The organism is Candidatus Poriferisocius sp. (assembly GCF_965202595.1).
Taxonomy (GTDB): Bacteria; Actinomycetota; Acidimicrobiia; order Acidimicrobiales; family Bin134; genus Poriferisocius.
The window spans coordinates 2,627,842-2,642,355 of record NZ_OZ241836.1; the positions used below are offsets into that span (position 1 = coordinate 2,627,842).

The following is a 14,514-nucleotide window of genomic DNA, read 5'->3' on the forward strand; positions in this document are numbered from 1 at the left end:
TCCTTCGAATCGAGGAACGGAAGCTCGAACGGCAGGGAGCCTGCCCTCAAACCAACCCACCCTCGGGGCTTATGGCTCGTTTCGGCGCAAAGCTCGACCGGACTTGCTGGCCATGATGCCAGTTCACCGTTGCGGGGCAGTGCCGGAATGCAACCGGACTTCGTCCTCGCGCCGACCAGCAGCATAAGCGACCCCACCAGAAATAAACAACCAGGGGGTTGATCGACCAGTAAGAGACGGGTAGGGTCACAACCCAAGACGAAGGGAACCGTACATGGGCGACACCTGGTCAGCCGCTGACTTCATCGGTGGCCTTGTGGGCCAGGCTGATGGGGGGTCTTCGAAATCCAGGCTGGCCAACCTGAAATTGCGCGACTCCCGATGACCGCAAAAGAAAAAACAGATCTCAAGAACACCCGAGAAGTCCTCGAAGCCATCCAGCGGCATCCCGAAGCAACCGCATCCATCAAGCTTGCAGTTGCGATAGCCCTTGATCACCTGGATGCCGGCGACTCTGAGGAGGCGTTGGCGGTCATCAATGAGTTTCTGCTGGATGGGCCCCGCTAGATCAGGCCCAGATCGGCCACCGTGTCGCGCTCCTCGACCAGTTCGGCCACCGTGGTCTCCAACCGGGACCGGGAGAACTCGTTCAACTCCAGGCCCCCCACTATCGACCACTCCCCACCAGCCGTGATGCAGGGAAACGACGAGATCAGCCCCTCGGGCACCCCGTAGCTGCCGTCGGAAGGCACCGCCATGCTTACCCAGTCACCCTCGGCAGTGCCATGCACCCAGTCGTGAACGTGGTCAATGGCCGCGTTGGCCGCAGAGGCTGCACTCGACAGGCCCCGAGCCTCGATGATGGCCGCCCCCCGCTGCTGCACTGCTGGTATGAACTCATCCACCATCCAGGTTTGGTCGTCGACGGCCTCGGCGGCTGATCGACCACTCACCCGGCAGTTGAACAGGTCGGGATACTGGGTGGCCGAGTGGTTGCCCCAGATGGTCATCCGGCTCACCTCCATCACGGTCACCCCCAGCTTGGCCGACAGTTGAGCCACCGCCCGGTTGTGGTCGAGGCGGGTCATGGCGGTGAACCGCTCAGCGGGAATACCGGCGGCGTTGTTCATGGCAATCAGGCAGTTGGTATTGGCCGGGTTTCCCACCACCAGCACTCGAACATCGCCGGACGCTCCGGCAGCCAGCGCCCTGCCCTGGGTGGTGAAGATGGCCCCGTTGGCCTCCAGCAGGTCGCGGCGCTCCATACCCTTGCTGCGGGGCCGCGACCCCACCAGCAGAGCGTAGTCCACACCCTCGAAGGCCTCGTAGGGATCGTCGGTGCAGACCTTGCCGGCCAGCAGCGGGAAGGCGCAATCATCCAGTTCCATGGCCACCCCGGTCAGAGCACCCATGGCCGGGGGGATCTCCAGCATATGAAGCATCACCTGCACGTCGGGGCCAAGCATCTGCCCGGAGGCGATGCGAAACAGCAGGTTGTAGCCGATCTGCCCTGCCGCTCCTGTTACGGCTACTCGAACCGGACTCACTTGCCGGCTCCTAGAGGCGGTCCACGATGGCCGAAGCGAACTCCGAGCACTTCACCTCGGTTGCCCCCTCCATGAGGCGGGCGAAGTCGTAGGTTACGATCTTGTCGCCGATGGTGGCCTCCACCGCGTTGATGATGTCGGCAGCGGCGGCATCCCAACCCAGGTGCTCGAACATCAGCACGCCCGACAGGAGCACCGAGGACGGGTTCACCTTGTCCTGGCCGGCGTACTTGGGAGCGGTGCCGTGGGTGGCTTCGAACACCCCGTGGCCGGTGACGTAGTTGATGTTGGCCCCCGGAGCGATGCCGATGCCCCCCACCTGGGCCGCCAGCGCATCCGACAGATAGTCGCCGTTGAGGTTCATGGTGGCGATCACATCGAACTCGGCGGGGCGGGTGAGCACCTGCTGAAGGGCAATGTCGGCAATGGTGTCCTGCACCAGGATCCTGTCACCGGCATCACCACCGCAATCGTCCCAGCCCACGGCCACATCGGAGAACTCCTCCCGGACCAGCTCGTAGCCCCAACCGCGGAAAGCCCCCTCGGTGAACTTCATGATGTTGCCCTTGTGAACCCAGTGGACCCGCTTGCGGTTCCGCTTCACCGCGTAGTTGAGGGCGGCCCGCTGGAGGCGCTGCGAACCCGACTTGGACACCGGCTTGATGCCGATGCCGGAATCGGGGGCAATGTTCCAGCCCATGGCGTCATGGAGCAGCTCGCGAATCTTGGCCGCCTCGGGGCTCATGGCCTCCACCTCGAGGCCGGCATAGATGTCCTCGGTGTTCTCCCGGAAGATCACCATGTCCACCAACTCGGGGTTCTTCACCGGTGAGGGCACGTTGGTGAACCAGCGCACCGGGCGCAGGCACACGTACAGATCCATGATCTGGCGGATCGACACGTTGAGGCTGCGGAAACCGCCCCCCACCGGGGTGGTCAACGGGCCCTTGATGCCGATGAGATACTCGGTGAACTTCTCGATGGTGTCCTGGGGGAGCCAGTCGCCGGTCTCGTTGAACGCCTTTTCCCCGGCCAGAACCTCGACCCACTCGATGGTACGCCCGTGCTTGGCGGCGGCGGCGTCCAGCACGGTTCTGGCCGCCGGCCAGATGTCCACTCCGGTTCCGTCACCCTCGATGAACGGAATAACGGGGTTGTCGGAGACTTTGAGGACACCGTCGCCACCGATTGTGATCTTGTCTCCCATACCGGGCGAGCATACCGACGAGCCTCAACACCCAACGAAGCCAGGCAACAAGTGCAGGCAACAAGTGATGGTGACGGTTCTGGGGTAACGGCGAACAATGCCGGGTGATCGGGTACCGGATCATACGCTGGCGGGGAGTGAGTCGAGTTGTGGATCTGCTGGGCACCCGGCCGACTTTGTCGTTCGAGTTCTTCCCCCCTGGTGATGGGAATGCTCGAGAGCAGTTGGCCGAAACGCTGGACACGCTGAGCGGGCTGACCCCCTCGTTCGTATCCATAACCTGCGGGGCGGGTGGTAACGGTCACGACCGGACCAGGGACATCGTGATCGACATCTGCGGTGACCGACCCTTCCCGGCCATGGCCCATCTGACGTGTGTCGGCCACACTCGGGGAGAAATCGCGGCCCTGCTGGACGACTACGCGGCCGCCGGCGTGGTCAACATACTGGCCCTGGCCGGTGACCCCCCCGGCGGGGCGACCATCAGCAGCGACTTCCGCTACGCCTCCGAACTGGTTGAGATGGTCCGAGCCCATCCCGCCGGATTCAGCGTGGGAGTGGCCGCCCACCCCGAGAGCCACCCTCGCTCACCCGACCGGGAATCCGACCGGCGGTTTCTGGCCACCAAGTTGAACCGGGCCGACTTCGCCATCACCCAGTTCTTCTTCGACCTCGCCGACTACACCCGTCTAGTGGAGGAACTGGCCGACCTGGGGTGCCACCGCCCGATCATCCCCGGCGTGATGCCGGTTATCTGGCCCAGAAACGTCCGCCGGTACGCCGGCATGAACGGCTCGACGGTGCCCGAAAACCTGTTCACCCGCCTGGAGGGGTTGTCCGGCCCCGACAGAACAATCGCGGCCGCCGAAGCCGCCACCGAGTTGGCCCAGTCCCTGCTCGACGCCGGCGCTCCCGGCATCCACCTCTACACCCTCAACCGCTCCGAGGCATCGATGCTGATCGCCGCATCGCTCAGCCCTCAATGGCGAAAATGACGCTCCCCGGGCATCACCTCAACGCTCACAACTATCAATGGCGAAAATGACGCTCCCCGGTGAACACCATGGCCATGTCGTGCTCGTTGGCGGCGTCGATCACCTCCTGGTCGCGCACTGAGCCTCCGGGCTGGATGACAGCCGCGCAGCCGGCCTCGGCCGCGGCATCCAGGCCGTCCCGGAACGGGAAGAAGGCATCGCTGGCACAAGCCCCACCCCCGGCCCGGCCGGCAGCCTTTTGGGCCGCAATGCGACCGGCATCCCGGCGATTCTGCTGGCCGGCACCAATGCCCACCGCCTGGCGGTTCTTGACCAGCACGATGCAGTTGGATCCAACCCGAGCCGCCACCGGCCAGGCCAGTTCCAAATCGTTCCACTGATCGTCGGTGGGAGATCGTTCGGTGACCACCCGCCACGCCGAGCGGTCCATGGTCACCGTGTCGGGGGTCTGAACCAGAGCGGTACCGCCGGCGGTACGAATCTCCAGATCGCCGGACTCCGGCCGCGGTGCCCGGAGCACTCGCAGATTCTTCTTGCGCCCGAGCAGCACCAGGGCCGCCTCTTGATAATCGGGGGCAATGAGCACTTCGGTGAACACATCGGCCATGGCTTCCACCATCTCCACTGTGACTCGACGGTTGACAGCCACGATCCCGCCGAACGCCGAAACCGGGTCGCACTGGTGGGCCCGCCGGTAGGCATCGGCGATTTCATCGGCAATGGCCACACCGCACGGGTTGGCGTGCTTGATAACCGCGGCCGCCGGGTGGTCGCCCAGGTCGTGAACCAGCCTCCAGGCGGCATCGGCATCGAAGACGTTGAGATACGACATGGCCTTGCCCTGAAGCTGATCGGTCTGCTCCCACCAGCTCGGCCGGCCGGCGATACGGTAGCGGGCACCCTGTTGATGGGGGTTCTCGCCGTAGCGCAGAACCTCTCGGCGTTCCAGGGTCAAAGCAACGTTGGACGGGAGCCGATCCCCAGCCTCGGGGGCGGGATCAGGAGCGGGGGCGGAGGTGGCCTCGGAATCGGGGGCGGAGGTGGCCTCGGAATCGGGGGCGGGGCCGTCCGGTGAACCGAGCCAGCCGGCGATGGCGGTGTCGTACTCGGCGGTGTGGGCGAAAGCGGCCCGGGCCAGTTGCCGCCGGGTGGGATCCGACAGCCCACCGTCGGCCTCCAGTTCATCGAGCACATCCGGGTAGTCGGCGGGTCGAACCACCACACCAACCCGCTGGTGGTTCTTGGCCGCAGCCCGCACCATGGCCGGGCCGCCGATGTCGATCAGCTCCACCGAGGGATCGGAGCTAAACGGGTACAGGTTGCACACCACCAGATCGATGGGCACGATACCCCGCTCCACCAGGTCGTTCACGTGGCTGGGGTCGGTGGTGTCCGCCAGCAGGGCACCGTGGATGAGGGGATGGATGGTCTTGACCCGCCCTCCCAGCATCTCCGGCGCACCGGTGATCCGCTCCACCGGAATGACCGGGATCCGGGCACCGGCCAGCGCGGCGGCGGTCCCCCCGCTGGATATGATGCTCCACCCCAGGGCCACCAGCCGCTGCGCCAACTCGATCACCCCGGTCTTGTCGTAAACCGATACCAGCGCTCGGGGCGTGCCGATGTCTTTCCCGGCACTTTTGCTGCTGCTCACAAGACACGCCCCCTATCGAGCACCTCACGAATGGTGCATATATACATGTGGCGCTCCACCGCCTTGATGCGCTCGTGCAGGGTGGCTTCGGTGTCATCGGGCTTCACCTCGACCGGTCGTTGGGACAGGATCGGCCCGGCATCGGGCTCCAGGGTGGCCACGTGCACGGTGCAGCCGGTCACCTTCACTCCGTATTCCAAGGCATCCGCCACCGCGTGCCAGCCGGGAAAGGCGGGCAGCAGCGAAGGATGAGTGTTGAGGATACGGCCGGCGTAAGCATCGAATACCGGTTGCTCCAGTACCGTTCCGAACCCGGCCATGGCCACCAACTCGATGCCGGCTGCTTGCAAGCGTTCGGCGACCCGCCGCGAATAGCCGGCTCGGTCGAAGTCCGCACCGAAGCTCAGCCGTTGCACCAGCTCGCAGGGCAGCCCGTGTCCGGCGGCTACCTCTTCGGCCTGGCAGGGTCGGTCCACCAGCACCAGTGAGATGGGTAGCCCCCCGGCGGCCATGGCATCCAGAATCGTCCCGCTCCCCGACGCCAGCACCGCCAGTCGCATCACCCCCAGCCTACCACCGCCTGCTCCGTCGTCGTCATCAGCCCCTGCGCCAACCCAACCCACCACCCGCAAGCCTCTCCCACCCAGCCGGATCACCCCCTCTGAAAGCCGACCCGAACGGCGATGATGTACGGTATGAACGTGACGGCGACGGGAGGCACCCTGACCGCAGCACCTACGGCTGCTCCCGGTCTGGAGGTTGCGCAGCGCGTAGCAGATGTGTTCGTAGCCGAGCACGATGTGGCCGAGGTAGCAGTGTTCGGGTCGGTGGCACGCGGTGATGCCACGGAAGGCTCCACCGGTGATCGCGACAGGTCGGCCATGATGGTCGATCAGAAACATTGGCGAATCACCGGTGGAGGTGTTCCAGTATGGCACAGAGGTTGTGTGCGGGCGAGCGTGCCCGCATCGAGACTATGGTTGGGATGGGGGTGGGGACAGCTGAGATGGCCCGCCGGTTGGGCAGGAGCCGCTCCGCGGTGTGGCGGGAGTTGCGGCGCAACGGGGGTGGTTCGGTGTATCGGGCCGATGCGGCCCAAGCCGTTGCCGATGTGCGGGCTTTGAGGCCTCGCCCATCCAAGTTGGCCACAGATCCGGTGTTGGCCGACGCGGTGGCCGAGTTGTTGGCGCTTCGTTGGTCCCCTCATGCGATCTCAGAATCTCTCCGCAAACAAGGGCTGCGGGTGTGCGCAGAAACCATCTACCGGGCGTGTTACGACCCCAGCGGACGCAGCGGCCTAGCAGCCGATAGCTGGAAACTGCTGGTGCGCCGTCGCCGGCGGCGCAAACCCCGAAGCCGTTGTGAGCAGGCGAAACGCTCCGTGCTGGGTGATTTCCGGCCCATAGCGCAGCGCCCCGCAATAGTCGACACCCGAGCCGAGGCGGGCCACTGGGAAGGTGATCTGATAATCGGTGCGAACAACCAATCAGCCGTAGCCACCCTGGTGGAGCGCACCAGCCGCCACACCCTGGTAGTGCCTTTATGTGATGGTTACGACGCCCGAAACACCGCCAAAGCCGTCACCGCCGCACTCAAACGCCAACCCGCCGAAATGGTCAAAACCCTGACCTGGGACCAAGGAACAGAAATGGCCAAATGGGCCGACATCGAAAAAACCCTCAACATACAGGTCTATTTCTGCGAACCCCGATCCCCCTGGCAACGACCCACCAACGAACAAAACAACGCCACACTCAGACGCTGGCTACCCAAAAGCACCAACCTCAACATCGGCCCGGTACGCCTCGCCATCATCGAAGACCTCATCAACACCATGCCCCGCAGAATCCACCAATGGCAACCCGCCCAAACCATCTACACTAAACTCTGTCGCGATCACCAATAGAGCCTACCCACCCCTGACAGTGACATCGACCTGGTGGTGATCTACCCGGACATGGACTACACCCGGCGCAGCACTTACCGCCACGACCTCTCCAGCGTCGCCCGAACCATCGCGGGACGAGCGGTGGACGTGTGGGTGACCGACTGGGCCGAATGGAAATTGCGGTCATCTGAGGTCACCGTGAGTTTCGAGCACGGGATACTTGATGAATGCATAGTCTTGGCCCGCCAGCACACCCCTTACCAGCATATTCGTAAAACCAAAATAGGATTACCCATGAGCAACAAAGAAGAAACTGCTCGGCGTTTGCAAGACTGCAAAAAAGCCATCGGCAACATAGATAGGGCGATCCCTATTTCTCCCTTTGAGCGTGATGCTATGTTGGAAAAAGACGAAGAGCAACGCGAATGGAGATTAAGCGAAAAGCGGATAGAGCGACTACGGGATGCAGCCGCAGCAGCATCGTTGTGCATTGAACACTCGTTGAAAGTTTTGGTAGCTTTGGAAGACCGTCATGTGCCCAAAACCCATTCTACACTGGATTTGATAGCATTATTACCCGATTTTATATCGAGCCAAATTTCGCAGTTATTGACTGAACAAGAGTGGAAGGATGTTGGGGATTGGAGGCAAGCTGGAACCTATATTGATGCTTGGGAAAAATTAGAGCTATCAGAAATGGAAGTAGTTGAAAACATTGAACGATATTATCACACTATAACAGTAATATTACCTTTTTGTGTTGAAGAGTACGAAAAACACTACGGTACATCCAGGTTCACAGATGGCTTGAGAAAAGACTTGATGGACTTGGATAAACGTTTTAGCGCTTTGGATTTGTTCAGCGGCGGTGCCGCCATGCCCTTCAAAGGGTGGTGACCACCTTGGCCATTAGATCGCCGGCTTCGCTGGGGCTTTGGCCGACGAGGACACCGGCGGCAGCAAGAGCCTCCATCTTGGCCTGGGCGGTTCCCTTGCCTCCCGACACTATGGCTCCGGCGTGGCCCATCTTCTTGCCCGGTGGGGCGGTGAGCCCGGCTATGTAGGCGACCACCGGTTTGGACACGTTGGCGGCGATGAACTCGGCGGCCTCCTCCTCGGCCGATCCCCCGATCTCACCGATCATCATTACCGCCTGGGTTTCGGGGTCCTCCTCGAAAGCGGCCAGGCAGTCGATGAACGACGTGCCCGGCACCGGGTCGCCGCCGATGCCCACGCAGGTGGTGCAGCCGATGTCCTTCTGCTTGAGCTCGTACAGTGCCTGATAGGTGAGGGTGCCGGAACGGCTCACGATGCCCACCGGACCGCCCTCCTTGGCTATGTGTCCGGCGGTGATGCCTATGTTGGCCTTGCCGGGGCTGATGAGGCCGGGGCAGTTGGGGCCCAGAAGCCGCACATCGGGGTAATCGGCCCTGAGCTGGTTGTAGAAGTGGGCCTCATCGTGCATGGGCACGCCCTCGGTGATGACCACGATCAGCTTCACCCCACCCTCGGCGGCCTCCAACACCGCGCTTCGCACCCCGGCAGCGGGGATGAACACGCAGGAGGTATCGGCCACGGTGGCTTCCACCGCTTCGGCCACGGTGGCGAATATGGGCACGCCGTCCACATCGGTACCCGCCTTGCGAGGGTTGGTGCCGGCCACCACCTGGGTGCCGTAGTCCCGGTTCAGCAAGCCGTAGTACCGGCCCTGACTTCCGGTGAGCCCCTGGTAGACAACCCGGGTGTTCTCGTCGATGAATATGCTCATGACCCTTCCTCCGCGAGAGCAACCGCTTTTCGGGCTGCTTCCAACATGGTGGGGGCCATGATGAGCCGGTCGTCGAGGTGGGGCACCAGTAGCGCACGGCCCTCATCGGCGTTGGTGCCGTCCAGGCGGATGACGATCGGTGAGCTGATGTTCACCCGGGCCATGGCCTCGATGATGCCGTTGGCCACCTCCTCACCGCGGGTTATGCCCCCGAAGATATTGATGAAGATGGACTGCACGCTGGGGTCGTTGTTGATGACCTCCAGGGCTCCGGCCATCACATCGGCGTTGGCCCCGCCCCCGATGTCGAGAAAGTTGGCCGGGCTACCCCCCACCTGGTTGACCACATCCACCGTGCTCATGGCCAGACCGGCACCGTTGGCGATGACCCCCACCGAGCCCTCCAGCCCAACGTACTGGAGGCCCCGGGCGTGGGCGGCAGCCTCCCGCTCGTCCCGGGGCTGGGTGGCATCGAACGGAGCCAGGTCGTGGCGAAAGCCCGCATTACCGTCGAGGGTGACCTTGGCATCGAGCACGTGGACTCGGCCCTCGGGGGTCACGATCAGAGGGTTGATCTCCACCAGGTCGGCATCGCCATCGGTGTAGGCCCGATACAACTTGAGCAGCAGTTCCACCGTCTGGTCGGTGACCTCGGGGGCGAGCCGGGCGGCCAGAACCCACTGGCGGCACCGATCCTCGGTGAGGCCCTCCACCGGGTTCACCCATATCTTGGCGATGGCATCGGGATTCTCCTCGGCCACCGTCTCGATCTCCACCCCACCCTCGGCCGACAGCATCCCCAGGTGCTTTTTGGCCGACCGGTCGAGGGTGAAGCTGGCGTAGTACTCCTCGGCAATGTCGGAGGCCTTCTCGATCCACAAATGCCTCACTACGTGACCCCGGATGTCGAGCCCCAGGATGGCGGTGGCATGAGCACGAACGGCATCGATGTCGGCGGCGAACTTGACCCCCCCGGCCTTGCCCCGGCCGCCGGTGTGAACCTGGGCCTTGACCATCACCGGGGGCTCCAGCCGCTCGGCCGCGGCTACTGCATCCTCAACCGTCATGGCCACCTCGCCGGGCGAGACCGGCATGCCGTATGACGCGAAGAACTGTTTTCCCTGATATTCGAATAAGTCCACTGGCTCCCCAATACGGCGCTATGGCCATGTATGCGGTGGGAATACGGCACCGGTTCGTTCTGCCGGCTCCTCGCCGCGATACTAGGGGCAAAGCCGACTGTTGGAGCGAACCGAGGGAAGGACACGTGCCGGTTGCATCTGGTCCCAGGATCACCCCGTTACGGGCCGCGACCTATTCCATCCTGAGCATCGGGCTGGGAGTGGGGTTGGTGTTCGCGGTGGTGTCGCTGGCCGGGTCGGACCGTATCGAGGTCAAGTTGGGCGACGACGACTTCAACGCCGGTGACGCTCAGGATCTGTCCGCCGAGATCGCCGAGCGGGGACCGGTGCCCTGGGCCCCTTTGAGCCGGGGCCGCAGCATCTGGATAAACCACATGGGCCAGGAGTCCGACAAGGGGTGGTTCGCCTTCGATGTCCAGTCCCCCGGGGCGGGCAAGGGTTGCGTGGTGGACTGGGACGGCGACCGGCGGTTGTTCATCGACACCTGCGACCCATCGCTGATCTACCCCGCCACCGGTGAGGGGCTGACCCAGTTCGGGGTGTGGGTGGACGGCAACGGCGACCTCATCGTGGACGTGAACGCCAACGACGGCGACCGCTGAACCTGAACTGGCCGGCGCGGACCAGCCGGCCCGGTTGAGCCTCGCCAGGAAATGCGGACCAGCCGGCTAGTGCGAGCCGTTGAGAATCACACTTTTTCGAGGCGGGCGTAGGCGGCGACCAGAACCCGGGTGCCGGCGGTGGTGAAGTTGACGGTGATCTCGGCATCGCTCCCCTTCCCCTTCACACCGATCACCACCCCGAGTCCGAAGGTGGCGTGGTTCACATCGTCACCCACCATCACCGGGACGGGGTTGGGGTCGGCCTCGACGGGAGTACGGGCCGTGCGGGCCGCCTCCACCATGCGCTCCCGCCCCGCGAACGAGCCCCCGGTGCGGTCGGTGCTGCGGCTGGAGCGGAACCCGTCCGAGTCAAACCTGTCCGAGCGGAACCGGTCCGAGCGTCTCCGGCTGCTGCCCAGGGTCTTCACCAGTTCTTCGGGGATCTCCTCCAGGAACCGTGAGGGAGCGTTGTACACCTTGGTGCCGTGGACGTGCCGCGACCAGGCGTGGGTCAAGTACAGCCGCTGCTGGGCCCGGGTGATGCCCACGTAGGCCAAGCGGCGCTCCTCCTCCAGCTCAACGGGCTCGGTCATGGATCGGAAGTGGGGGAATATGCCGTCCTCCATGCCGATCAGGAACACCACCGGGTACTCCAGGCCCTTGGCCGAGTGCAAGGTCATCAGCGTGAACATGGAGTCTTCGACCAGGTTGTCGGTATCGGACACCAGGCTGACCTTCTCCAGAAAATCACTCGCGTGTTCATTCTCCGCAGCCACGCTGATCAGCTCGTAGAGGTTATCCAGCCTCCCCCGAGCCTGCACGCCGACCTCGGCCTCAGCCTCAGCTTCGGCTTCCAACCAAGCCATGTAGCCGCTGGCCTCCAGCAAGTACTCCAGCACCGGGGCGGGGCCGCCGCCAAGCAAGTCGCTACCCTTGTCGATCACCTTCAGGAATGCTTCAATACCGCTCAGCGCCTTTCCGCTCACTCCGGCCTCCGGGGCGTACCTCAAGGTGTCCATCAGCGTCAGACCATGGGTTAGGGCCCAGGCCAGAAGCTTGGCCACCGATCCGTCGCCCACGCCCCGTTTGGGGGTGTTCAGCACCCGCCGCAAGCTGACCGCGTCGGCGGGGTTGACCGTCACCCGAAGGTAGGCCAAAGCATCCTTGATCTCCTGACGGTCGTAGAAGCGGGTTCCACCGATGAGTTGGTAAGGGATGGTGGCCTCCGCCAGCAACTCCTCAACCACCCGGCTCTGGGCGTTCGTGCGGTAGAACACCGCCATCTCATCCCAGCGGTGCTGCTCGTCGTCATGGAGCCGGTACGCTTCTCGCACCACCCAGCGGGCCTCATCGTACTCGTCGGAGGCGCAATAGCGAACGATGGGCTCGCCACCGGACCGGTCTGTCCAGAGGTTCTTGGGCTTACGATGCCCGTTGTTGGCGATCACCGCGTTGGCTGCCTTCAAGATTTTCTCGGTGGAACGATAGTTCTGCTCCAGCAGAATCAAGGTGGTGTCCTCGAAGGCCCGCTCGAAATCGTTGATGTTGCCGATATCGGCCCCCCGGAACCGGTAAACCGACTGGTCGGCGTCACCCACCACGAACACGTTGCGATGCTTTTGACCCAGCAGCAGCACCAGCTCGTTCTGCACCCGGTTGGTGTCCTGGTACTCGTCCACCAGCACGTGCTGGAATCGGTGCCGGTAGCGCTCCAGAACGGCGGGGTGGCGCTGGAACAGCCTCACCGCCTCCAACAGAAGGTCGTCGAAGTCCATGGCCCCGTCCCGGCGGAGGCGTTTCTGGTACTCCTCGTATATCTCGGCGATGCGGCGCTCGTAGATGTTGGAGGCCCGGTCCTTGTACTGGGTCGCGTCGATCATCTCGTTCTTGGCTGCGCTGATGGCGGCATGAACCGACCGGGGCGGAATCTTTTGGGGATCGAGGTCGAAGTCCCGGCAGATGTAGCCGGTGAGCCTCACCGCGTCGGCATGGTCATAGATGGTGAACTCGGAAGGGTAATCAACAACATCGGACCCGGACTCGTAGCGCAGGATGCGGGCGCACGCCGCATGGAAGGTGCTCACCCACATCTTCTCGGCCACCGGACCGATCAGGGCCCCCAGCCGGTGCATCATTTCCTGGGCCGCCTTGTTGGTGAAGGTGATGGCCAGGATGTCGAACGGGGAAACATCCTGGTTCTGGATGAGATGGGCTATCCGGTGGGTGAGCACGCGCGTCTTGCCCGAGCCGGCTCCCGCAATCACCAGAACCGGCCCTCCCGGATGGGTGACCGCGTCGGCCTGGGCCGGGTTCAACCCCTCGGTGAGCGCGAGCGATGCCATCCGGCCACCCTACCTACACCCCCGGACAGTTTGAGGACGAGCCCGCGTTTCCTTGCCATGGGGCCGAGAGCGCGGAGAACCTATTCGATATTCGGGTTGGGGCCACTAATGTGGTGGTGTCTATGTCTGAGGTGGAAACCACCCTGGAATCCGAGTCCCAACCCGCAACCGCGCCCGCAACCGAAACTGAGCCAGAAAAAGATAACCAGGCCCCCGCGGAAACTGAACCCGCAACCGGGCCCCAACCGGAAACCTCCCAGGAAGCAAAACCCGCAGCCGGGCCCCAACCCAAAGCGCCGGCGGGGGATCCGGCCCCGGCCCGGGTTCACGGGCTGGCCGGGGGGACCATCGTGGCCGGGTCGGTCCAGAAGAAAACCGTTCACGAGGTGGAGTTGGATCTGGGTGGCGGGCGGATCGGGGTGATCAGCCAGCGCTACTGGGGCGACGATCCGGCCGCCGACCTGACCCGGGAGTGCGTTTTGGGCGAGGTGGTGAACGCCGCCGTGCTGGTGCGAGAAGACCACAAGGGGCGTATCGTGCTGTCCCGCCTGTGGGCCATCCAGCAAATCGCCTGGGTTACCATCGCCCGGGCCTCAGCAGCCGACGAGCCGGTAACCGGAACCATCACCGCAGTGATCAAGGGGGGGCTGCTGTGCGATGTAGGGGTAAGGGGGTTCATTCCGACCTCGCTGATCGATGTGGAGCCGGTTGGGAATCTCCGGGCCCTGGTCGGGCGGGAGGTGAAATGCAAGGTGGTGGAGGCCGACCAGGCATCGGGAAAACTGGTGCTGTCGCGCAAGGCGGTGATCAGGGCCGAGCGGCGCAAAGCGGCCCAGCAGTTCCTGGAGGAAATGGCAGTGGGGGACGAGCACACCGGAAGGGTGGTGGATATACAGGATTTCGGTGCGTTCGTGGACATCAACGGTATCCGGGGGCTGGTGCATACCACCGAACTGGCCTGGAAGTGGGTGCAAAATCCCGGCGAGGTGGTCAGCGTGGGCGACGAGGTTCGAGTGCGGGTCAAGACGCTGCAAAAACCCAAGCAAAGGGTGGGCCTAACCATGAAGCTGACCCCCGATCCCCTGTCCGAACTCGAGGTGGGCGGGTTGGTGAAGGGCCGGGTGACCCGTCTGGTTGACTACGGCGCGTTCGTGGCCCTGAACGACGATGTCGAGGGTCTGGTCCACATAACCGAGATGTCGGAGTATCGGGTGTATCACCCCGAGGAGGTCGTCCTGCCCGGCGAGGAGGTGTGGGTGAAGGTTCTGGCCGTGGACCAAAAACGCCGCCGCGTCGAACTCTCCATCTCCCAAGCCATCGCCGGTTGATCGCCGATCATGCAGCACCGCAGGTGCCCGTAGCGAATACC

13 protein-coding genes, 2 pseudogenes and 1 riboswitch are annotated in these 14,514 nt (G+C 63.7%); of the genes and pseudogenes, 8 read left to right on the forward strand and 7 right to left on the reverse strand.

Annotation, left to right across the window (positions count from 1 at the left end; translation table 11 throughout):
• Positions 1 to 45 precede the first annotated feature (45 nt).
• A riboswitch (adenosylcobalamin (AdoCbl) riboswitch) is annotated at positions 46 to 187 on the reverse strand.
• Between the two features lie 194 nt (positions 188 to 381).
• Positions 382 to 567 (forward strand): hypothetical protein, encoded by a 186-nt coding sequence (locus tag ACOGXC_RS11835; RefSeq protein ID WP_419918389.1) that lies wholly within the window; start codon positions 382 to 384, stop codon positions 565 to 567.
• Here the strand turns inward: ACOGXC_RS11835 and ACOGXC_RS11840 are convergent.
• Positions 564 to 1,547: a malate dehydrogenase gene (locus tag ACOGXC_RS11840; protein WP_419918390.1), complete on the reverse strand. Its 984-nt coding sequence runs from the start codon at positions 1,545 to 1,547 to the stop codon at positions 564 to 566. The two genes, ACOGXC_RS11835 and ACOGXC_RS11840, sit on opposite strands and share 4 nt — an antisense overlap.
• A gap of 10 nt (positions 1,548 to 1,557) precedes the next feature.
• On the reverse strand, positions 1,558 to 2,754 hold the full coding sequence (gene icd / locus ACOGXC_RS11845; protein ID WP_419918391.1) for an NADP-dependent isocitrate dehydrogenase: 1,197 nt from the start codon (positions 2,752 to 2,754) through the stop codon (positions 1,558 to 1,560).
• Positions 2,755 to 2,891: 137 nt separating this feature from the next.
• On the opposite strand from icd, the gene ACOGXC_RS11850 reads away from it, so the two are divergent.
• Positions 2,892 to 3,749, forward strand: coding sequence for a methylenetetrahydrofolate reductase (locus tag ACOGXC_RS11850; RefSeq protein WP_419918392.1), 858 nt, complete (start codon positions 2,892 to 2,894; stop codon positions 3,747 to 3,749).
• A gap of 34 nt (positions 3,750 to 3,783) precedes the next feature.
• Here ACOGXC_RS11850 and purH read toward each other — a convergent pair whose 3' ends face one another.
• Both purH and purN read right to left on the reverse strand, forming a co-directional pair.
• Positions 3,784 to 5,403, reverse strand: a complete 1,620-nt coding sequence (gene purH / locus ACOGXC_RS11855) for a bifunctional phosphoribosylaminoimidazolecarboxamide formyltransferase/IMP cyclohydrolase (RefSeq protein ID WP_419918393.1) — start codon at positions 5,401 to 5,403, stop codon at positions 3,784 to 3,786.
• Entirely contained in the window at positions 5,400 to 5,963 is a 564-nt protein-coding gene (gene purN / locus ACOGXC_RS11860) for a phosphoribosylglycinamide formyltransferase (protein ID WP_419920075.1), read from the reverse strand. Before purN ends, purH begins: the two co-directional genes overlap by 4 nt.
• Before the next feature lie 135 nt (positions 5,964 to 6,098).
• Here purN and ACOGXC_RS11865 point away from each other — a divergent pair.
• The 4 genes and pseudogenes from ACOGXC_RS11865 to ACOGXC_RS11880 all read left to right on the forward strand — a co-directional run.
• A pseudogene (locus tag ACOGXC_RS11865) lies at positions 6,099 to 6,224 on the forward strand (hypothetical protein); the annotation flags it as partial.
• 110 nt (positions 6,225 to 6,334) lie between these two features.
• Positions 6,335 to 7,309 carry an IS30 family transposase gene (locus ACOGXC_RS11870; protein WP_419918168.1) on the forward strand — a complete coding sequence of 325 codons (975 nt, stop codon included), beginning with the start codon at positions 6,335 to 6,337 and terminating at the stop codon, positions 7,307 to 7,309.
• Between the two features lie 21 nt (positions 7,310 to 7,330).
• Positions 7,331 to 7,453 (forward strand): annotated as a pseudogene (locus ACOGXC_RS11875) (hypothetical protein); the annotation flags it as partial.
• 36 nt (positions 7,454 to 7,489) lie between these two features.
• Positions 7,490 to 8,188: a HEPN domain-containing protein gene (locus ACOGXC_RS11880; protein WP_419920076.1), complete on the forward strand. Its 699-nt coding sequence runs from the start codon at positions 7,490 to 7,492 to the stop codon at positions 8,186 to 8,188.
• On the opposite strand, the gene sucD is transcribed toward ACOGXC_RS11880, so the two are convergent.
• Together sucD and sucC are read right to left on the reverse strand one after the other, a co-directional pair.
• A complete protein-coding gene (gene sucD / locus ACOGXC_RS11885; RefSeq protein ID WP_419918394.1) occupies positions 8,175 to 9,059 on the reverse strand; it encodes a succinate--CoA ligase subunit alpha in 885 nt (294 codons plus the stop codon). The two genes, ACOGXC_RS11880 and sucD, sit on opposite strands and share 14 nt — an antisense overlap.
• The gene (gene sucC / locus ACOGXC_RS11890; protein ID WP_419918395.1) at positions 9,056 to 10,201 is read right to left on the reverse strand and encodes an ADP-forming succinate--CoA ligase subunit beta; all 1,146 of its coding nucleotides are present in this window, start codon (positions 10,199 to 10,201) and stop codon (positions 9,056 to 9,058) included. The genes sucD and sucC overlap by 4 nt, the downstream gene beginning before the upstream one ends.
• A gap of 125 nt (positions 10,202 to 10,326) precedes the next feature.
• Between sucC and ACOGXC_RS11895 the strand changes: the two genes are divergently transcribed.
• Positions 10,327 to 10,803: a hypothetical protein gene (locus ACOGXC_RS11895; RefSeq protein ID WP_419918396.1), complete on the forward strand. Its 477-nt coding sequence runs from the start codon at positions 10,327 to 10,329 to the stop codon at positions 10,801 to 10,803.
• An 86-nt stretch (positions 10,804 to 10,889) separates the two neighbouring features.
• Here ACOGXC_RS11895 and ACOGXC_RS11900 read toward each other — a convergent pair whose 3' ends face one another.
• Positions 10,890 to 13,145, reverse strand: coding sequence for a UvrD-helicase domain-containing protein (locus ACOGXC_RS11900; protein WP_419918397.1), 2,256 nt, complete (start codon positions 13,143 to 13,145; stop codon positions 10,890 to 10,892).
• A 122-nt stretch (positions 13,146 to 13,267) separates the two neighbouring features.
• On the opposite strand from ACOGXC_RS11900, the gene ACOGXC_RS11905 reads away from it, so the two are divergent.
• The gene (locus ACOGXC_RS11905; RefSeq protein WP_419918398.1) at positions 13,268 to 14,473 is read left to right on the forward strand and encodes a S1 RNA-binding domain-containing protein; all 1,206 of its coding nucleotides are present in this window, start codon (positions 13,268 to 13,270) and stop codon (positions 14,471 to 14,473) included.
• Positions 14,474 to 14,514 lie beyond the last annotated feature (41 nt).